18 protein-coding genes and 2 other annotated features are annotated in these 18,806 nt (G+C 41.0%); of the genes, 2 read left to right on the forward strand and 16 right to left on the reverse strand.

The genetic code is table 11. The features are described from left to right. Window positions 1–54: 54 nt before the first annotated feature. The 8 genes from DWV68_RS10190 to DWV68_RS10225 form a co-directional block, all read right to left on the reverse strand. Window positions 55–1,758 (reverse strand): proline--tRNA ligase, encoded by a 1,704-nt coding sequence (locus DWV68_RS10190; protein WP_117697141.1) that lies wholly within the window; start codon window positions 1,756–1,758, stop codon window positions 55–57. Between the two features lie 72 nt (window positions 1,759–1,830). Next, window positions 1,831–2,058 (reverse strand) — a binding site (T-box leader). 38 nt (window positions 2,059–2,096) lie between these two features. Beyond that, complete coding sequence (locus DWV68_RS10195) at window positions 2,097–2,660, reverse strand: DUF4340 domain-containing protein (RefSeq protein WP_118087408.1); 564 nt, start codon at window positions 2,658–2,660, stop codon at window positions 2,097–2,099. Then, a complete protein-coding gene (locus DWV68_RS10200) occupies window positions 2,660–4,765 on the reverse strand; it encodes a Gldg family protein (protein ID WP_118665709.1) in 2,106 nt (701 codons plus the stop codon). Before DWV68_RS10200 ends, DWV68_RS10195 begins: the two co-directional genes overlap by 1 nt. Beyond that, the gene (locus DWV68_RS10205) at window positions 4,765–5,706 is read right to left on the reverse strand and encodes an ABC transporter ATP-binding protein (RefSeq protein ID WP_117697135.1); all 942 of its coding nucleotides are present in this window, start codon (window positions 5,704–5,706) and stop codon (window positions 4,765–4,767) included. Before DWV68_RS10205 ends, DWV68_RS10200 begins: the two co-directional genes overlap by 1 nt. A gap of 113 nt (window positions 5,707–5,819) precedes the next feature. Beyond that, entirely contained in the window at window positions 5,820–6,467 is a 648-nt protein-coding gene (locus tag DWV68_RS10210; protein ID WP_118665711.1) for an HAD family hydrolase, read from the reverse strand. A 10-nt stretch (window positions 6,468–6,477) separates the two neighbouring features. After that, window positions 6,478–8,247 (reverse strand): arginine--tRNA ligase, encoded by a 1,770-nt coding sequence (argS, locus tag DWV68_RS10215; protein ID WP_118665713.1) that lies wholly within the window; start codon window positions 8,245–8,247, stop codon window positions 6,478–6,480. A gap of 67 nt (window positions 8,248–8,314) precedes the next feature. Continuing rightward, window positions 8,315–9,163, reverse strand: coding sequence for a diaminopimelate epimerase (gene dapF / locus DWV68_RS10220; protein WP_117697129.1), 849 nt, complete (start codon window positions 9,161–9,163; stop codon window positions 8,315–8,317). Window positions 9,164–9,228: 65 nt separating this feature from the next. Then, window positions 9,229–9,678 (reverse strand): hypothetical protein, encoded by a 450-nt coding sequence (locus DWV68_RS10225; protein ID WP_118665715.1) that lies wholly within the window; start codon window positions 9,676–9,678, stop codon window positions 9,229–9,231. Between the two features lie 174 nt (window positions 9,679–9,852). On the opposite strand from DWV68_RS10225, the gene sigG reads away from it, so the two are divergent. Continuing rightward, the gene (gene sigG / locus DWV68_RS10230; protein WP_022242606.1) at window positions 9,853–10,638 is read left to right on the forward strand and encodes an RNA polymerase sporulation sigma factor SigG; all 786 of its coding nucleotides are present in this window, start codon (window positions 9,853–9,855) and stop codon (window positions 10,636–10,638) included. On the opposite strand, the gene DWV68_RS10235 is transcribed toward sigG, so the two are convergent. Further along, complete coding sequence (locus DWV68_RS10235) at window positions 10,617–11,156, reverse strand: biotin transporter BioY (RefSeq protein ID WP_118665717.1); 540 nt, start codon at window positions 11,154–11,156, stop codon at window positions 10,617–10,619. The genes sigG and DWV68_RS10235 overlap by 22 nt on opposite strands. 210 nt (window positions 11,157–11,366) lie before the next feature. On the opposite strand from DWV68_RS10235, the gene DWV68_RS14330 reads away from it, so the two are divergent. Then, the gene (locus tag DWV68_RS14330) at window positions 11,367–11,561 is read left to right on the forward strand and encodes a hypothetical protein (protein ID WP_147337963.1); all 195 of its coding nucleotides are present in this window, start codon (window positions 11,367–11,369) and stop codon (window positions 11,559–11,561) included. Window positions 11,562–11,819: 258 nt separating this feature from the next. Here DWV68_RS14330 and trpD read toward each other — a convergent pair whose 3' ends face one another. The 7 genes from trpD to trpE are packed head-to-tail and all read right to left on the reverse strand — an operon-like array spanning window position 11,820 to window position 18,241. Next, window positions 11,820–12,833, reverse strand: coding sequence for an anthranilate phosphoribosyltransferase (gene trpD / locus DWV68_RS10240; RefSeq protein ID WP_118665719.1), 1,014 nt, complete (start codon window positions 12,831–12,833; stop codon window positions 11,820–11,822). A gap of 14 nt (window positions 12,834–12,847) precedes the next feature. Continuing rightward, window positions 12,848–13,639: a tryptophan synthase subunit alpha gene (gene trpA, locus DWV68_RS10245; RefSeq protein ID WP_117840981.1), complete on the reverse strand. Its 792-nt coding sequence runs from the start codon at window positions 13,637–13,639 to the stop codon at window positions 12,848–12,850. 10 nt (window positions 13,640–13,649) lie between these two features. Beyond that, window positions 13,650–14,837, reverse strand: a complete 1,188-nt coding sequence (gene trpB / locus DWV68_RS10250) for a tryptophan synthase subunit beta (protein WP_022242610.1) — start codon at window positions 14,835–14,837, stop codon at window positions 13,650–13,652. Beyond that, window positions 14,830–15,441, reverse strand: coding sequence for a phosphoribosylanthranilate isomerase (locus tag DWV68_RS10255; protein WP_118638652.1), 612 nt, complete (start codon window positions 15,439–15,441; stop codon window positions 14,830–14,832). Before DWV68_RS10255 ends, trpB begins: the two co-directional genes overlap by 8 nt. A gap of 11 nt (window positions 15,442–15,452) precedes the next feature. Continuing rightward, the gene (gene trpC / locus DWV68_RS10260) at window positions 15,453–16,265 is read right to left on the reverse strand and encodes an indole-3-glycerol phosphate synthase TrpC (RefSeq protein WP_022242612.1); all 813 of its coding nucleotides are present in this window, start codon (window positions 16,263–16,265) and stop codon (window positions 15,453–15,455) included. Window positions 16,266–16,268: 3 nt separating this feature from the next. Beyond that, complete coding sequence (locus tag DWV68_RS10265) at window positions 16,269–16,838, reverse strand: anthranilate synthase component II (protein ID WP_117840978.1); 570 nt, start codon at window positions 16,836–16,838, stop codon at window positions 16,269–16,271. Continuing rightward, on the reverse strand, window positions 16,835–18,241 hold the full coding sequence (gene trpE, locus DWV68_RS10270; protein ID WP_118665721.1) for an anthranilate synthase component I: 1,407 nt from the start codon (window positions 18,239–18,241) through the stop codon (window positions 16,835–16,837). The genes DWV68_RS10265 and trpE overlap by 4 nt, the downstream gene beginning before the upstream one ends. A gap of 79 nt (window positions 18,242–18,320) precedes the next feature. Further along, window positions 18,321–18,623, reverse strand: a binding site (T-box leader). Window positions 18,624–18,806: the final 183 nt, after the last annotated feature.

Genomic DNA, 18,806 nt, shown 5'->3' on the forward strand with positions numbered 1-18,806 from the left:
TATTTTCAAGGCTTGAAAGCGGTTTTCATCAACACATTTTGTCCTATAACTCTCTTATAAGTATTTCTGAATCTCTTCAAATACGTTTTCTACCGGAACCTGTTCCTTTAAGGTCTTATCACGGGATGTCACTTCTACGATTCCCTGCTTCATATTTCTAGGGCTTACGATAACACGAAGTGGAATCCCAAGAAGGTCTGCATCTGCAAACATAACGCCGGCACTTACGGTACGGTCATCATAGATAACTTCAATACCGGCATTCTGCATTTTCTCATATAAATCATCAGCAAAAGCCTTTACTTCTTCATTGTCCGGTCTTACTGCACAAAGGTGGACCTGCCATGGAGCAATTTCCTTTGGCCAGATTGGGCCATACTCATCATGATGGGCTTCACATACAGCAGCAGCAAGTCTTCCGACACCGATTCCATAGCAGCCCATGATTGGAGTCTGTCTCTCACCATCTTTATCTACATAAGTCATCTTCATGGACTTGGTATATTTGGTTCCGAGCTGGAAGATATTTCCCACTTCAATACCTTTAGAAATACGGACGGTCTTCTTACCACATTTCGGGCAGATTCCGCCTTCGTATACCTTAGCAAAATCATGATATTCTGCGTCTTTTACATCACGCTCCATATCAAGTCCTTTGAAGTGGTATTCCTCTTCATTTGCTCCGCAGGATAAGTTATTTCTTCCTTCCAGAGACTTATCATATAAAACCACATGAGGTGCATTGATATGTAAGCCAACTGGTCCGATATAGCCTGCATTTAATCCGCATTCTTCTGTAATAACAGCAGCATGAATCTGATCACCAAGATAATTAACAAGCTTGGTCTCATTGATTTCCAGATCGCCACGGATAAATACAACCACATAGCTGTCATCTGAATTTTTCTGATAAACAACTGCTTTACAGGAGTTGTTTGTCTTATCGCCAAAGAATTCACAGATATCTTCAATTGTATGGATATTTGGTGTATGAACCTTTTCCAGTTCTGCTGATTCTGCGGCTCTTGGAATATCAGAAATATTTTCTGCAGCTTCCATATTTGCTTTGTATCCACAATCATCACAAAGTACAATGGAATCTTCTCCAATCGGAGTAAGAAGCATGAACTCATGGGAAAGGCTTCCGCCCATCATACCGGAATCAGATGCAACGGATACCACTTCCGGAATACCGGCTCTTTCAAAAATACGCTCATATGCCTTGTGTACTCTCTGATAATACTGCTCCAAATCTTCCTGGCTGGTATGGAAGGAATATGCATCCTTCATGGTAAACTCTCTTACACGGATTAATCCGGCACGAGGTCTTGCTTCATCACGGAATTTGGTCTGAATCTGATAAATCATAAAAGGATATTTGGTATAGCTCTGTGCATACTCACGAACCAGCTGTACGGCTGCTTCTTCGTGGGTCATGCCAAGTACCATCCTGGCACCGTTTCTGTCTGTAAAACGAAGCAGCTCGTCTCCGATGCTTTCATATCTTCCGGATTCTTCCCAGATAGATGCAGGCATAACAACCGGGAACTGTACCTCCTGTCCGTCTACCTTGTCCATCTCTTCACGAAGAATCTGCTCAATCTTACGTGTAATTCTCTTTAATGGCAGGAATGAAGAATAGATACCATTTGCCACATATTTGATGTATCCACCTTTTACCATAAGTGCATGACTGTCAATCACACAATCTGCCGGTCTCTCTTTAAACCGGTCACCAACTAATTTTTCCAGTTTCATTTTCTTATCTCCTTTTTCTATTCTTGCAACTCATCTGCTTAAAGCAATATAAAAGCCCTAAGCTATGATTTAGCTTAGGGCGAATGTTTCATCCGTGGTACCACCTAAATTCAGGACTGCTCCTGCACTCCGGCACATCTTCTTATGCCTTCTCTCTGTAACGGGAGAACCCGACATACCTTCACTTCTGCTTGGATATGCAGCTCCAAGACTGGTTCATCATCTTCCGTCAAAAACTCTCACCTGCCGTTTTCTCTCTGAAGGCTTCCAATGATTACTATTTCTCTTCCACACTTTCTCATATATTTTACCAACGGATATTTTACTTGTCAATCCTTTTATTCCGCAATTTCGGTTGTGCTTTCTGCTGCAGTCAAATCTGCGATTCCTTTCTGATAAGTGGTATATACTGCACTTCCTGCCAGATAAATACTGTCAGACTGATCCGTCTTTACATAATACTGGCTCAGCATGTCATTTTTATTTCCGATCAGAAGTGTTGTTGTTCCATCCCCTGTCGTCAGTGTAATGGTATTTGACGGCGTTTCAAGTCCATACTCTGATAAGTCCTCATAATCCTTGATTTCCTGCTCTGCCGTAAGTTGTGCTGTGGTGGCAATCAATGTTTCCATAGTATCCTGGTCTAAAGAAATGCTTTTATCTGCCTCATAATACCATGTATCATCTTCTTTTACAAAAGACAGTGTCTCATTATTATATTGATAAGAAAATGCATTTACATCTTCTGTGTTAACATCTGTCACCGTTACTTTTGAAGCTTCTTCCTCTTCCTGTTTTTTCTGTTCCTGGCTCTTATTCCACTTCGTCAGGCCAACCCATGCCACAATGCAGATAAGAAGCAGGATGCATAAAGCAATCAACTGTTTTTTCTGTTTCTTCATTACTTCTTTCTCCTTCTCATCCAGATTACGATACCGATTGCAAGAAGCAATAACGGAATTACTGCAATGCCGATTACAGCTGATGCAATGACAACCGAAGCCGGTACGGTCAGGGTACTGCTGTCATATTCTTTGACCGGAATCACAACTGCTGAACCGCTGTCTTCCGGAATATAGCTTGCAATGGATTTTGAAAATACGGATAAATTATTTCCGGATACCATACTGTCTGCATCATCCGTAAACATACTCATGGAAGAATATACAAGAATATCTGTGCTTGTATCATCCATGGTTTTTTCCGCCTTTAATCCTACCGTAAACGGTCCTGCAATATCATCCTTCGTCTGCTCTAAGGAACTTGTAGCATCTGTCTTACTGTACGCTGCATCCGAAGTGGTAAGTAAAGGTGTATAGGTTACATTTTCGGTATCGGTATTATAGGTAAGACCTACTGCATACGGTGTAAATACATAGCCATCCACACCGGAAGTCAGCGCACTGCTTTCTACATTTGGCAAAAGATAATATGGTGCCTGATAATAAGAGCCGGTATTGCTCTCCATCACCATTCCGTCTACTGCAGTAATGCCAAACTCATTTAAAACCGAATAGAAATTACTCATATCAGCATCTGTATAAGATAGCGTTACCAAAAGTTTTCCACCTTTATTGATATAATCAATTACTTTTGACGCATCATCGGATGAAAAATCAGAGGTCGGTCCATTGATAATAAGTGCCTGTGCATCTTCCGGAATGCTGTCTGCCTGCATCAGGTTGAGGCTGTTTAAAGTGACATTTGCTTTCTCAATAGCATCTTTAAAATCACCACTCAATGCTGTCTCACCATGTCCCTGTAGTTCGTACATAACCGGCATTTCATCCGATGTGACATAGGAAATGGCACTGGTAAGCTGTCCCTCTCCATCATAACCTGTAGTCTGGCTGCTATAAGTACTGTAATCTATACTGGTCTCATAAATATTGCTGTAATTAATTACTTTGGAACGTTTGCTGCTTTCTACAATCAGACTCTTTCTGGTGATAGAGGTATCATCCGTATAATCCCGGTAAAAATTCGGATAAACGGATGGGTCTCTATATTCTACTGAAATATGGGAAGATTCGCCTTCATAACGCTTTAATGTCGTTGCAAGGGTATCATCCATATTTCCTTCCGCTTCCAGAACATAAATTGTGACATCCTCATCCAGATTATGAAGAATCTCTTTTGTATCATCAGAAATGGAATACATCTTCTGGGCTGTCAAATCAATAGACGTAATGGAAGATGGCAATGCATTTGCTACAAGGTTTACTGCAACTGTAACAACGATTCCGATTACAACCATGGCTGAACTGAATACGCCAAGCTTTAATTTCTTACTGCTCATGCTCCAGCGGCGCTTCTGTATGGACTGTACTGTCAGGAATAAAAACAGGATAATCATGGATAAATAATATACAATGCCGGATACATCAAGAATTCCCTGCATCAGCATATCCATGTGTTTTGTCAAATCATAACAGCCTAAAATCTTTGTAATCATATTTCCATTCTGTGAAATCAGATTGGTAATTCCGGTCATCAGATATCCCACAAAGAGAAATACAAAGGTTAATACTGCAGAAATTACAATACTTTCTGTCAGTGAAGATACAAAGGTTCCAATGGCAATACAGGTCATACCATATAACCAGAAACCCAGTACTCCCACATAGCTCTTTGCAAAAGCAACGTTTCCATATGCTGACATAATTAACGGTGCCAGACACATAACCGCTGCACTGATGGTAAATACGGTTCCGGTGGCGAGATATTTTGCCAGAACCACTTTTTCTACTGATACCGGCGAAGTTAAAATCAGCTGGTCTGTCTTATTCTTCCGCTCCTCTGCCAGGGTACGCATCGTAAGAATCGGCACAGTAACCAGAAACAGAAACGTTACTGCTGATAAAGTACTGCTGATGTCTGTCGAACCATAATACATATTGTATACATAAAAATAAAGGCCAAACAGTGCCAGTGTTGCTGCAATAAAAAGCCATCCGGTCACTGTCTGAAAATAAGATTTTAATTCTCTTTTCCATATTGCACGCATTATTCTTCCTCCTTTGATGTAAGTTCAAGAAAGATATCTTCCAGTGATTTACCACCATTTATCATTTCCAAAATCGGCATATCACTTTCTGCGCAAATATGAAAAATTTCTTCTCTGACATCTTTATTTTTTTCTGCCGTTACAGTCACCTCAGTAACTCCATCCTCCGGCAGTTCTTTCGTCTCTACTGCAGTAATATGTTCTGCATCTGCAAAAACTTCTTTTACTTTTTCTTCTTCAGCTTTTAATTTAAGCTCGATTACCTGTCCACCGGACATCCGCTCTACCAGTTCTTCTGTTTCTTCCGATGCAACTAATTTTCCATGGGAAATAATAAATATGTAATCACATACTGCCCGGACTTCCGAAAGGATATGGGAACTTAAAATTACAGTATGCTTCTTGCCAAGACTCTGAATCAGATCACGGATTTCAATAATCTGTTTCGGGTCTAAGCCTACTGTAGGCTCATCTAAGATAATAACTTCCGGATAACCTAAAATTGCCTGTGCCAGTCCGACTCTCTGCCGGTATCCTTTGGACAGATTTTTAATCAGTCTGCCTTTCATATCAGTAATCTTTGTGGTTGCCATGGCATCTTCTACATATGGTTTCCGGTTCTCCTTTGGAATCTTCTTAAGTTCTGCTGCAAACAAAAGATATTCTTCTACCGTCATATCCATGTATAAAGGTGGCAGCTCTGGCAAATAGCCAATACATTTCTTTGCTTCCTCCGGCTGTGCCAAAATATCAAATCCATTGATTTTAATGGTTCCCTCTGTTACCCCCAGATATCCGGTAATCATGTTCATTGTAGTTGATTTGCCTGCGCCATTCGGTCCTAAGAAGCCATAAATTCTTCCCGGCTCAATAGTAAGATTCAAATCATCTACCGCTACATGCGTCCCGTATTTTTTCGTCAAATGACTAATCTCTATCACGTCTCTTCCTCCTTATAACATCTTACCTCAGAAAGTCTATGAGAAAGTTGTGTTAAAAAGACGATGTTTTTGTGATAAAAATGCGGTCAAACTGTGTTTTTTGTGTGACGGAATTAATCTAATAATTCTTCAAAGCTTAGGATATAGCAGTCAGATAGCTGCATGATTTCATTTTTCTCATAGGAGGAATGGATATCTTCCACACCTACCACATAGAAATCATCCATCTTTGCACCTTCCACACCTTTTAAAATATCTTCATATACCACACACTGCTCCGGTTTCAAAGAAAGCTTTTCTGCTGCAAGCTGGTACACATCCGGGAATCCCTTTCCCCGCTTCACTTCCTGCGTAACTGTAAATGCATCAAAATATTTCATGATGCCGCAATGGGTAAGACAGGGACGAAACAGCCTCTCATCGGAAGAAGTTGCTGCTGCAATCTTAATTCCTTCTGCCTTTAATTGCTTCAGGTAATCTATAACACCGGCTTTCAACTTTACTTCATTGGTATAAGATTCAATCGCCATATCAAACCATTCTTTGATAATCTCTTCTTCGGACTCTGGCAGATTAAAACGCTCTTTGGTATATTCTGCTGCCGCATCAAAGTTCTTTGAAGTAATTGCTACCAGATAATCATCCGGCACAATAAATCCTCTTTTGCCAAGAAAATCCTCATCAATTTTCCGCCATACTCCCATGGAGTCTAAAAGAGTGCCATCTAAATCAAAGATGGCACCCATTCTATTGTCAATCATATATTTTCCTTTACATTCTGTCTGGTGCAGAGAAACCTAATACATCGATACAAACCTCTAATGTCCGCCTGGTCAGTGTTAATAAACGAACATAGGAAGCCTGCACTGCCTCGTCTTCTTCTGCCATAATCTTTGTCTCATGATAAAAATGATTCAATGCATTTGCCAGGTCATAGATATAAGAACATACCTTATGTGGTGCTGTCTCTTCGTAGGCATTTTCCATCATGGCATTGAAACGGGTCAGCTCTAACATCAATGCCTTCTCGCTTTCGGAATGTGCCGGAAGAATTGCTGCTGTTCCTGCTTCTTTTCCTGCTTCTTTATATTTGTTCAGAATGGATTTGATTCGGACAATCGTATAAAGAATATATGGGCCTGTGTTTCCTTCAAATGAAGTAAAGCGGTCGATATCAAAAATATAATCCTTGGAAGCCTGATTGGAAAGATCTCCGTATTTTACTGCTGAAAGTGCAACTACTTTTGCGGTTGCCTTTGCTTCCGCTTCTTCTACCGTACGATTCTCTGTAATCTTGCGGTACATCTCATCATTGATGCTGGAAAGCAGTGTCTCTAACCGCATGACACCACCCTCTCTGGTCTTAAATGGTTTTCCGTCTTTTCCATTCATGGTACCAAAACCTAAAAACTGAAGCTCTGTATCATCATCCACAAGATGTGTCTTTCTGGCACAACGGAACACCTGTGTAAAATACAGCTCCTGACGTTTATCCACTACATAGATAATTTTATCCGGATGATAGTCTTTCATACGCCATACAATCGTCGCAAGGTCTGTTGTGTTATAAAGAGAAGCCCCATCGGATTTTAAAATCATACATGGCGGGATCTCTTTCGTATCAGTCTCTTCTTTGACATCTACTACCAGTGCACCATCACTGATATATGCATAACCGTCATCCTTCATCTTCTGTACCATGTCCGGGATATATGGCTGTGCGTCAGACTCACCCTTCCATAATTCAAAAGATACATTTAAATTAGCATAATTCTTCTTTAAATCCGTTACAGATACATTTAAAATATGGGAAAGTAATGCCTGATAGCCTCTTCTCCCATGCTGCAATTCATAAGTTGCCTGCATGGCAGCTTCTTTATAAGCTGCATCCTCTTTGGATTTTCCGCTGGCTGTCGGATAAATTTCTTCCAGCTCGGAAATGGTAAATGGAGGCTCAACCGGATATTCTCCCTCATAATCTTCATCAAAATAGCAAAGTTCCGGTTTACGAAGCTTTAACTCAGTAATAATCAGTCCCATCTGAAGACCCCAGTCTCCCAGATGCACATCACCAATCATATTGTGTCCCATGAATTTACCAATACGTTTGATGCTTTCACCGATAATAGCGGAACGTAAATGTCCTACATGAAGTGGTTTTGCAACGTTTGGTCCGCCATAGTCAATCATGATGGTCTTTGGATGTTCCACCTTATCACAGCCTAAACGCTCTGTATCCTCCTGCATCTTACTGATATAGGAAGCCACAAATTCATTATTCAGCTTTAAGTTAAGAAAGCCAGGTTTTACTGCTTCTACGGATTCAAACATTGCGTTATCCTTAAGCTGTGCTACTACTTCCTCCGCAATCATAATCGGTGCTTTCTTATATTCTTTTGCAGCAGCCATAGCGCCGTTGCACTGATATTCACATAAGTCCGGTCTGTTTGAAACAGTTACTTTTGCATATTTTGCATCAAGTCCGGCTGTTTCAAATGCTTTCACCATCTCATCTGTTATTAAATCCAGTATCTTTCTCATTCTTTCTCATGTTCCTTTCTGAGCATTCTATTTTTCCATTTTATACTCAAAGGCAAGCAGTTGTCAACTACGCCAGAAAGTGTTCTGCCATCAGAATTGTTCCGATTTTCTGCACCTCTCCGGTAAGGAACACGCTGCCATCCTCTCCGATTTCTATCAGTAACTGCCCACCCGGCATCGTGACTTCAATTCTGTCATCCACCAGTCCCAGCTTATGGGATGCTGCCGCTGCTGCACAGGCTCCGGTTCCGGAAGCTAAGGTATATCCGGCTCCCCGCTCATAGATTTCCACCCGGATATGACCTCTATCCATTACTTTACAAAGCTGCATATTAATCCGGTTTGGAAAATAAGATGCATTTTCCACATAAGGTCCTAATTCCATTGCCTTTTCTTTACTGATTTCATCTAAATGAATCACGCAGTTCGGATTTCCCATGGAAACACAGGTTGCCCGGTAAGGATGGTCATGAAAAACCAGAGGCCTGTTTATAATTTCCGGAGGCGTACCTACATAAGCAAGTACCCCTCCGGTAAATTGTGGTATTCCCATATTTACTTTCATAAGACTTCCGTCTTCATTTAAAAAATCAATCCTTACTTCGCCTGCCTTGGTATAAAGGCTAAACGGTCTGTGTCTGATATATCCGGCATCTAATAAATATTTTGCAAAAATCCGAACACCATTTCCGCTGCGCTCTGCTTCACTTCCATCCGGGTTAAATATCTTTACATAAAGCTTCTCATCCTGCCATATCGGTCCATATAAAATGCCATCAGCTCCTGCACCAATATTTCTTCTGCATAGCTTTACAATATGACGTTCCAATAAATGTATCTTATTCTTATTCGGGTCGAGTACAAGATAATCATTTCCTAATCCATGATACTTCTGTAACAGCAAGGCATCATCCATACTTATGCTCCAGTTTTACTTCTTATTACAATATATGAATGAGATATTGTCCGTTAGAACCCGACTTATTCCTGTTCTGTTTCAACGGTCGCTTCTATGACCTCAGGCACTTGTTCTCCACTGTCTGTCTGTTTCTCCACCACCTGCGGTGTTTCCACCTCCTGTGACACTTCCGCTGCCTGCGGTGTTTCTTTTCGTTCAGGACTCTTTTCTCCTAAAATAGCAGATAACTTATCATCTGAAATCATTTCAGCTACTTCTTTTTTCTGTAAACGTGCTCTTTCTTCCTCAATCTGCCGCCTTACTGCCGCATCAATCTCACGCTGCTTTTTTTCTTCTTCCTCTGCAGCCACTCTTGCAAGACGATCAAGAATCTCCTGTGCCCGCTGTTCATCCTGCTGTTTCCTGCGTGCGGCTAAAATCTCTTCTTCCGACATGTAATGAACATTCCAGCGTTTCACAATACTATGAGCAATTCGATCTCTTTCATTTCTCTTATCTATTGCATCCTGCATATTATTCCACTTCCATTTTTTTTCTTTATGTATATCATAGCTTTCACTCATTCGTTTTTCAAGATGAAAAATTATTAAATTTTTATTGTTTCCGGCATATTTTTATGTAAATAAGGACATCCTTTCTGTATCAGCCAATGGCTGCAAAAACATTTTAACCCGGAGGTACGCATCATGTCCGTCTACAAAGTTGAAATCTGCGGCGTAAATACCGCAAAGCTTCCAATCCTAAAGGAAGAAGAAAAGGCTGCTCTATTTGCCAGAATCAAACAGGGGGATATGACTGCAAGGGAAACATATATCAAAGGGAATCTTCGTCTGGTCTTAAGTGTGATTAAACGTTTTTCCGGAAATCAGGAAAATATTGATGACCTCTTTCAGATTGGATGTATCGGACTGATTAAGTCCATTGACAATTTTGATGATACACTGGGGGTAAAATTTTCCACCTATGCCGTTCCTATGATTATTGGCGAAATCCGCCGCTATCTGCGGGATAACAACAGCATCCGTGTCAGCCGTTCCCTGCGGGATACTGCCTATAAAGCCATTCATGCCAAAGAAATCCTGATGAAAAATTCCATGCAGGAGCCTACTTTACAGGAAATTGCAAAAGAAGCCGGACTTACCAAAGAGGAAATCGTCTATGCCCTAGATGCCATTCAAAGTCCGGTCAGTCTTTATGACCCGGTCTATACGGATGGTGGTGATACACTCTATGTGATGGATCAGATTAGTGATAAAAAGAATAAAGAAGATAACTGGGTGGAAGGGCTTGCCCTTTCCGATGCAATGAACCGGCTCAACGACAGAGAAAATCATATCGTTAAGCTACGGTTCTTTGAAGGCAAAACCCAGATGGAGATTGCTGATGAGATTCATATTTCCCAGGCTCAGGTCAGCCGTCTGGAAAAAACTGCTCTAAAGACTATGAAAAATTATCTTGCCCTGCATACCTGAGCTCTGATTTTTGGTGCAATTAAAATTGCCAGTGCCATTTTCACCAGGTCACCAGGAATAAAAGGAATTACACCAGCCCATAATGCTGCCATCATGTCCATCTTTGCTTCATAAGCAAGCCATGCTGTTCCTAACGCATAGCAGACAATCGTTCCAGCAATCATTGCCAGCAGACACAAAAGCCATTTCTCAGTATATTTATCAATTACAATACCGGCAATGATTGCCATTGGAATAAATCCGATTAAATATCCACCGGTTGGGCCAAAAAGTTTCGCCGGTCCTGCAGTAAATCCTGAAAATACCGGTACACCAACCAGTCCAATCAGAAGGTAAATGACGTAGCTTAAAGTTCCAAGCTTCCATCCCAGCAGGTACAGTGAGAAATAGATAACCAGATTGGTAAGTGAAATCGGCACCGGACCAATTGGCAGTGAAAATGGTGCCAGAATACAGGTAATTGCTGTCATGATAGCAACCAGTGCCATCTGCTGTGTTGTTATTTTTCTTTTTTCCATAATAATGCTCCTATCATTGTGTTTTTTTCAGGCGATTATGAAAGGAAATACCCTATCATTCACTAAAATTTCAGCTATTCAAAAGACTATCTTTTAAGCCACCAGATGCTGCAATTCTAAACAGCATGTTTTCCTTTTTGCTATGAAAACAGTCTTTCCAATGTTTGACAAGATAGCGGCGCTGTCCGTTGAAGGTACGGATGCATTAGAATGACTGTTAGGGGCACTTGGAATTTCGTCTGTCACCCGGCAACGCTGGCACAGGGATGTGCCAGCGAGGCGCATCTGAACATGGATGTGAATATGCGCCGGTTGCCAGACGAATCCATATATGTTCCGAAATTCTTAGTGCCCCTTGCAGACGTTCGGCTGCATCCGTATTCAACGGACAGTGCCGCTATCTAAGTCAAAGCAACGGAAAGACAGTCTGCATTCAAGGAAAACATGCCGCTAAGAATTGCTGACATCTGGTGCCGTATAAAATATAGTCCTTTGAATATCTGAATATTTTATTGGTAATATTGGTATTTCTTTTCGCAATCGCCTAAAAATACCCTATAGATTTTATCCATAGGGTATTATATGGTATTCTGTCTTATATTGTCAACCTATATTTGCAAAAGGTTAACATTCCGTTTTTACGGTGCAGATTTATTTCTGTTTTTACGCTTCGTTTGATACCTTCACCAGCTCCGCTAACTTTCCTGCTGCTTTTCCGCTGTCGATTGCTTCTTTTGCAAGGGCGATTCCATCTTCTATGGTGGATGCTGCTCCACCAACATACAGGGTTGCTCCGGCATTCAGTAATACGATGTCACGTTTTGCGCCTTTTTCTTCTCCAGAGAGAATTTTCTTTGTGATAACGGCGTTTTCTGTTCCATCGCCACCACGCAGTTCTTCTAAAGAAGCACGTTTTAAACCAAACTGCTCCGGTGTTATGGTAAATGTATTTACTTTCCCGTCCTTGATTTCAGATATTACGGTCTCGGTTGTGGTTGTGATTTCATCCATATTGTCTTTGCCGCTTACTACAAAGGCACGTTCAACGCCAAGCCTGCTCATGGCAAGGGCAATTTTTTCTGTCAGGGCTGCATCATAAACACCTACCACCATATTTTTTGCTCTGGAAGGATTGGCAAGAGGTCCTAAAATATTGAACACAGTACGCACACCCATTTCCTTTCTTGCCTGACCTACATATTTCATAGATTTGTTAAAGAGCTGTGCAAACATAAATCCGATTCCGGCTTTCTCCACGCAGGCTTCTACTTTTGCAGGCTCTGCCATAATATTTACGCCCAGTGCCTCTAATACATCGCCGGCTCCGCTCTTTGAAGAAATAGAACGATTGCCATGCTTTGCCACCGGGAGTCCGGCTGCTGCAACGACAAATGCAGAAGTGGTAGACACATTAAAAGTATAAGTACAGTCTCCACCGGTGCCTACCAGATCCACATAATCAGAAACCTTCGGTGAAATAGTATCTGCCTTATCCCGGAGTACTCCTGCAAACCCGGTTAATTCATCTAAGGTCTCACCTTTCATACGAAGTCCCATTAAAAAAGCACCAATCTGAGCCTGGGATGCTTCCCCGCTTAATAAGATTTCCATTGCTGCTTTTGCCTGTTCTTCTGTTAAATCTTTTCCTTCTGCAACCAGTTCAATATATTCTTTCATCGCAAATTTCTCCTTTACTGATTCAGTTCTTTTTTAAATGTGCCACAATAAGTTCCAATTTTCTGTAAATCATAATCATTTTCTTCCATCAGCCTGATGAAATGTGAGCCTACAATCGCTCCATCGATAATATCCTTCATCGGTGCAACATCCTCTGCAGTACGGATACCAAAGCCCATCATAACAGGAATCTTTGATACTTCTTTTACACTGCCAAGATAATCAATTACACTCTTATGGAAGGTTGCTTCCTGTCCGGTTACACCCATGGAAGATACGCAGTAAACAAATCCTCTTGCATCCTTTAAAATCTCAGGGATTCTGTCTTTCGAAACCGGAGATACCAGTTGGATAAGAATCGGTGCATTTTCCTTCTGTAAAAATTCCTTTATCTCATCCTGTTCCTCTAATGGCAGATCCGGAATAATCAGTCCGTCTACTCCGCTTTCAATACATGCATCCACAAAGGCTTCCACACCATAGTGAAGTATGGTATTGTAATACATCATAAATACAATTGGAATCTCAATTTTTGCACTGCGAAGCTTTTTCATGGCTTCTAATACTTTCTTTAAATTCACACCTTTTAAGATGGCATGATAGGAAGCATCCTGAATAACCGGACCGTCTGCTACCGGGTCTGAAAATGGAATTCCAAGCTCGATGATGTCTGTCCCCGCCTGCTCCTGTGTGCGGATAATCTCCTGCATTTTATCAAAGTCCGGCATTCCTGCTGTCATATATGTAATAAATGCTTTTTTGTTCTGTTCTTTTAACTGTGCTAATTTTTCTTCGATTCTGTTCATGCTGCACCTCCTAGTTTAAATAACCCTTTCCTGCAAGATAATCTGCAATTGTATTTACATCCTTGTCGCCTCTTCCGGAAAGGCAAACCACCATAATATCATCCGGCTTCATTTTCTTCGCCTGCTTCTTTGCATATGCCACTGCATGGGCACTTTCGATTGCCGGTATGATACCCTCTAATTTACAAAGCTCCATTAATGCATCCATGGCTTCATCATCCTTGATTGCAACATATTCTGCTCTGCCGCTGTCCTTAAGATAGGCATGCTCCGGTCCAACCCCCGGATAATCCAGTCCTGCGGAAATGGAATGGGCAAGCTGCACATTTCCATCCTCATCCTGTAATAAATAGGAACGCATACCATGTAATACGCCAGGCTCGCCCAATGCCATGGCACTGGCATGCTCCCCTGTCTCAATTCCCTTTCCGGCAGCTTCTACACCAATCAGTTTTACATCCTTTTCTTCAATAAAATCTGCAAACATTCCGATAGAATTAGAACCTCCGCCAACACATGCCATAACCACATCCGGCAGTCTTCCTTCCTGCTCTAAAATCTGTTTCTTTGCTTCTTTGCTGATGACGCTCTGGAAATATTTTACCATCTTCGGATAAGGATACGGTCCAACAGCGGAACCGATTACATAAAAGGTATCCTCTGCGGTTTTTGCCCAGGTACGAATTGCCTCATTGGTAGCATCCTTTAAGGTATTACTTCCGGATGTAACCGGCACTACTTTAGCTCCCAGCATTTCCATACGCATTACATTCAGCGACTGACGTTTCATATCCTCCGCTCCCATATATACGGTACATTCCATATTAAAAAGAGCTGCTCCGGTTGCAGTTGCCACACCATGCTGACCGGCTCCGGTTTCTGCGATTACCTTGGTTTTTCCCATTCTCTTTGCCAGAAGAATCTGACCGATTACGTTGTTAATCTTATGGGCTCCGGTATGGTTTAAATCCTCTCTTTTTAAATAAATCTTTGTTCCATATGCCTCACTCAGACGGCTGGCAAAATAAAGTGGTGTCTCTCTTCCTACATATTGTTTCAGATAATAGTCCACTTCCTTTAAAAATTCTTCATCCTTTGTATACTTTTCAAAAGCATCATCCAACTCTTTTAAAGTATTCATCAATGATTCTGCTACATACTGTCCACCAAATGCTCCATAATAACTCTTCTTATTCATGTTCTCTCACCTTTCTTACAAATGCTTCTACTTTTTTATAATCTTTTCCATGTTCTCCTTCTACCGAAGAACTGACATCTACTACATCAGGTTCAAATAACCGGATACCTTCTTCTACATTTTCACTGCTTAAGCCGCCGGCTAAAATAAATGGTATCCTTCTTTCCTGCCATTCCCTTCTTTTTTTCATCGGAAAATCCTGCCAGGAAAAAGTCTTTCCACTGCCATATTCCGGTGCGTCTAATAAAATGCCTGAAGTACCATCCAGAACATTTATTTCTTCTGCTTCTTTCCTGCTTCGCACCTGATATGCTACCCAGACCGGAATTTTAAGATTTTCAGGGAATTCCTGCATCTTATGAATCTGCAGAATATCAAAACCTGCTTCTATGATTTCATCTATCAAATCCAGTGCCGGATTTACAGTAACTGCCACAGTTTTAATAGAAGGCTTCAAATGTTTCTTAATTTCTTTTGCCTGCTCTATCGAAACGTTTCGTTTGCTTTTTTCAAAGAATACAAAGCCTGCATAATCTACCTGCATCCGGTTCAGCACTTCTGTCTCAGATTCTCTTGTGATGCCACAAATCTTAATCTTTGTCATGCCATTTCTCCTTACTTTGCGGCTTCCTTATAAACCTGTTTCCAGTGGGCTGCCAGTGCCTTGGGATTTTCATGTTCCATAAATGCTCTTCCGATTAAGAATCCGCTGACACCGCAATCTGCAAGATATGCCACATCATCATCTCTTACAATTCCGCTTTCTGCGATTAAGAGTTTATCCTTTGGCACCATCTTAGAAAGTGTTTTGGTTCGTTCCAGCGAAATGGTAAAATCTTTAAGATTACGGTTGTTGATTCCAATGATGTCTGCATCCAGCTTCAATGCCCGTTCCATTTCCCATTCATCATGGGTTTCCACCAGTACATCTAACTTTAATTCCTTTGCAAGCTGATAAAAGTCATACATTTCCTTGTCATCTAAGATTGCTGCTATCAGTAATACCGCATCTGCATCAATGGCTTTTGCTTCATAAAACTGATATTCCTCAATCATAAAATCCTTCCGTAACATTGGAAGCGGAGTCAGATTTCTTACTTTCCGGAAATAATCAGTATTTCCAAGAAAATGCTTCTCTTCTGTCAGGCAGGATACCGCATCCACAGAAGCGGTATAATCTTCCATCCGCTCTTCCAATGTAATCCTGCTTTCTATCTTTCCAAGGCTTGGGGATGCATTTTTAAATTCTCCGATAATGGAAAGTCCATCTTTGGCAAGATTCTGATAAAAGCTTCTTATCTTTTCTTTCTTTGCCGCCTCTTCTCTTAACTTCTCTTCCGCTAATGTCCGCATCACGGTCAGATCTGTTTTCTGCTTATCACGAAATAGCTGCTCTCTTTTATCTGCAACAATTTCATCTAATATCATGTTCTATATCCTCCCATTCAAGAAATTCTCTATCATACGCTTTCCATGCTGTGTATAAATGGATTCCGGATGGAACTGTAATCCAGCTACCGGATAATCTTTATGGCGCATTGCCATGATTTCTCCATCCTCTGTCTCCGCCGTTACCACAAGGCACTCCGGAAGACTATCTTTCTGAACAGCCAGGGAATGATATCTTGCCACCTGAATCGGGCTTTCAATTCCCTGAAAGATTCCTGTGCCGTCATGGGCAATCAGGGACTGTTTTCCATGATATAATTCCTTTGCATAGCTCACTACGCCGCCAAAGGCTTCCCCGATACACTGATGTCCTAAGCAGATGCCAAGGATTGGAATTGTCTTATAAAATTCCTTCACCACATCCATACAGATGCCGGCATCCTTCGGTGCTTTTGGTCCCGGAGAAAGAATGATGCGTTCCGGGTTTATGGTGCGGATTTCTTCTATTGTAATCTTGTCATTCCGTTTTACGATAATGTCCTTCGTAAAAGTTCCTATATACTGATACAGGTTATAGGTAAATGAATCGTAGTTATCAATCAGCAGTATCATAAGTTCTCCTCCTCAACCAAAGTCTTTGCCAATGCCATTACTTTATTGCAGCATTCATAATATTCATTTTCCGGTACGGAATCTGCTACGATTCCGGCTCCTGCCTGAAGGTATACCTCATTTCCTTTCTTTACCATGGTCCGGATTGTAATACAGAAATCCATGTCTCCACCGAAATCAATATATCCGGTTGCTCCACCATATAAGCCTCTTCGTACACTTTCTAATTCATCAATGATTTCCATGGCCCGAATCTTTGGTGCTCCGCTTAAGGTTCCTGCCGGAAGGAAGGATGCCACCAAATCTAATGGATGGGATTCTCCTTTCTTGCGTCCCTCTACCTGGGAAACAATATGCATTACATGGGAATAATTCTGTACTTCCATAAACTGTGTTACCTTTACGGTTCCAAATTCACTGATTCTTCCCATATCATTTCTTGCAAGGTCTACTAACATAACATGTTCTGCCCGCTCTTTTTCATCGGAAAGTAGTTCATCCCGCAGCCGTTTGTCTTCTGCTTCATCTTTTCCTCTCTTCCGGGTTCCTGCAATCGGACAGGTGAACACTTTATTTCCCTGCTTCTTTACAATCATTTCCGGTGAACTTCCGATTACTTCAAAGGTTCCGTAATTAAAATAATAAAGATATGGAGAAGGATTTAATTCTCTTAATTCCTTATATAATTCAAAACCGGTCTGTCTGGTTTCAATCGTCCAGCGCTGTGACAATACGGTCTGGAACACATGACCTTCTCTGATATAATATTTGATTTTCTCTACCTTTTCGCCATATTCTTCGATACTGTCTGACTTCTTAATAATTTTTCCATCGTGGTAGAAGTTCCGTTTGCATTCCTTCTTCTCCATGGCTTTCTTTATCATCTGTCCTGCCTTTTCCATTGCCTGCTCTCTTCCTTCTTCCGAAGGCTCTTCTAATACTACAGCAGTCAGTGTTTCTGCTACATGGTCTACCATAAGGAAAGAAGTCATCAACATCATCTGTATGGTTTCGATTCCGATTTCATCCGGGTTATTGTCCGGAAGCACTTCAGAATATCTTACGAAATCATATCCAAGATTTCCAACCAGTCCACCGGAGAAGGACAGCTCTTCATCTTCTTTTTCGATATGAAATTCACTGTAATATTCTTTCAGACGCTCCAGCGGATTTCCTTCTCTTACTTTCTCTGTGCCATCTGCTTTTGTAATCACCAGTGCATTTCCTCTTGATGTTACAATTTCTTCCGGCTCCATGCCAAAGAAAGTATAGCGGTCATAATTCTTATCGTAACTTTCTAACAGGAAGCCTTTTTTATCTCCTACCAGACTTTCGTACATGTCTGTTGATTTTTCATTGACAATGCTCACTGTTTTTTTGAATACTTTTCTGTTTCTTACCATAATCATCCTCCTATAAACCGGCTTTATAAATGCTGCTCGTGCAAAGAAAAAGTCCCTGACCGGAAAATGTTCTTTTCCAGTCAGGGACGCTTATCGCGTGGTGCCACCCATCTTCGCTATGTCTGCTTTTTACCTGCAAGTAACTAAAAAAGCGGATATTTTCAATCAGAAAATATCCGCCACTAATTCAAACACAACCTCTTGGATACAGAAGTCTCCTTCGATATCCTCGTCCCTGTAACGTGGGAAAACGGCATCCGCTACTATTGTTCACTTTGCATCTGACAAATCCATTCCGAATAAACTATCTTACCGGCTTCCACCAACGCCGGCTCTCTGTAAAGAAATCATTTACCGTACTACTTTTGCTCACTGATTTTATTTATTCAGTTCATTAATTGAGCATAGTTTATCACTGTAAAGTGATGATGTCAATGTATTTTTATAAATTTTTGATTTTTTTCTGTAAAAAAACGCAAAAAAAAGAAAAACATTGTCAAGCTGACTTTAATATGATACCTTAGTAGAGTGTAACCATTCACATAATATATGAAAAGGAGAAAGT

It is taken from the genome of Roseburia sp. AF12-17LB (assembly GCF_003479605.1).
In the GTDB taxonomy this organism is placed as follows: Bacteria; Bacillota; Clostridia; order Lachnospirales; family Lachnospiraceae; genus Roseburia_C; species Roseburia_C amylophila.

What these genes read in the sequence shown, in the direction of transcription:
- DWV68_RS10190 (WP_117697141.1), bottom strand. Translation starts at nt 1,758, where the DNA reads ATGAAACTGGAAAAATTAGTTGGTGACCGGTTTAAAGAGAGACCGGCA.
- DWV68_RS10195 (WP_118087408.1), bottom strand. Translation starts at nt 2,660, where the DNA reads ATGAAGAAACAGAAAAAACAGTTGATTGCTTTATGCATCCTGCTTCTT.
- DWV68_RS10200 (WP_118665709.1), bottom strand. Translation starts at nt 4,765, where the DNA reads ATGCGTGCAATATGGAAAAGAGAATTAAAATCTTATTTTCAGACAGTG.
- DWV68_RS10210 (WP_118665711.1), bottom strand. Translation starts at nt 6,467, where the DNA reads ATGATTGACAATAGAATGGGTGCCATCTTTGATTTAGATGGCACTCTT.
- argS (WP_118665713.1), bottom strand. Translation starts at nt 8,247, where the DNA reads ATGAGAAAGATACTGGATTTAATAACAGATGAGATGGTGAAAGCATTT.
- dapF (WP_117697129.1), bottom strand. Translation starts at nt 9,163, where the DNA reads ATGGATGATGCCTTGCTGTTACAGAAGTATCATGGATTAGGAAATGAT.
- DWV68_RS10225 (WP_118665715.1), bottom strand. Translation starts at nt 9,678, where the DNA reads ATGCAGGATGCAATAGATAAGAGAAATGAAAGAGATCGAATTGCTCAT.
- sigG (WP_022242606.1), top strand. Translation starts at nt 9,853, where the DNA reads ATGTCCGTCTACAAAGTTGAAATCTGCGGCGTAAATACCGCAAAGCTT.
- DWV68_RS10235 (WP_118665717.1), bottom strand. Translation starts at nt 11,156, where the DNA reads ATGGAAAAAAGAAAAATAACAACACAGCAGATGGCACTGGTTGCTATC.
- DWV68_RS14330 (WP_147337963.1), top strand. Translation starts at nt 11,367, where the DNA reads ATGACTGTTAGGGGCACTTGGAATTTCGTCTGTCACCCGGCAACGCTG.
- trpD (WP_118665719.1), bottom strand. Translation starts at nt 12,833, where the DNA reads ATGAAAGAATATATTGAACTGGTTGCAGAAGGAAAAGATTTAACAGAA.
- trpA (WP_117840981.1), bottom strand. Translation starts at nt 13,639, where the DNA reads ATGAACAGAATCGAAGAAAAATTAGCACAGTTAAAAGAACAGAACAAA.
- trpB (WP_022242610.1), bottom strand. Translation starts at nt 14,837, where the DNA reads ATGAATAAGAAGAGTTATTATGGAGCATTTGGTGGACAGTATGTAGCA.
- DWV68_RS10255 (WP_118638652.1), bottom strand. Translation starts at nt 15,441, where the DNA reads ATGACAAAGATTAAGATTTGTGGCATCACAAGAGAATCTGAGACAGAA.
- trpC (WP_022242612.1), bottom strand. Translation starts at nt 16,265, where the DNA reads ATGATATTAGATGAAATTGTTGCAGATAAAAGAGAGCAGCTATTTCGT.
- DWV68_RS10265 (WP_117840978.1), bottom strand. Translation starts at nt 16,838, where the DNA reads ATGATACTGCTGATTGATAACTACGATTCATTTACCTATAACCTGTAT.
- trpE (WP_118665721.1), bottom strand. Translation starts at nt 18,241, where the DNA reads ATGGTAAGAAACAGAAAAGTATTCAAAAAAACAGTGAGCATTGTCAAT.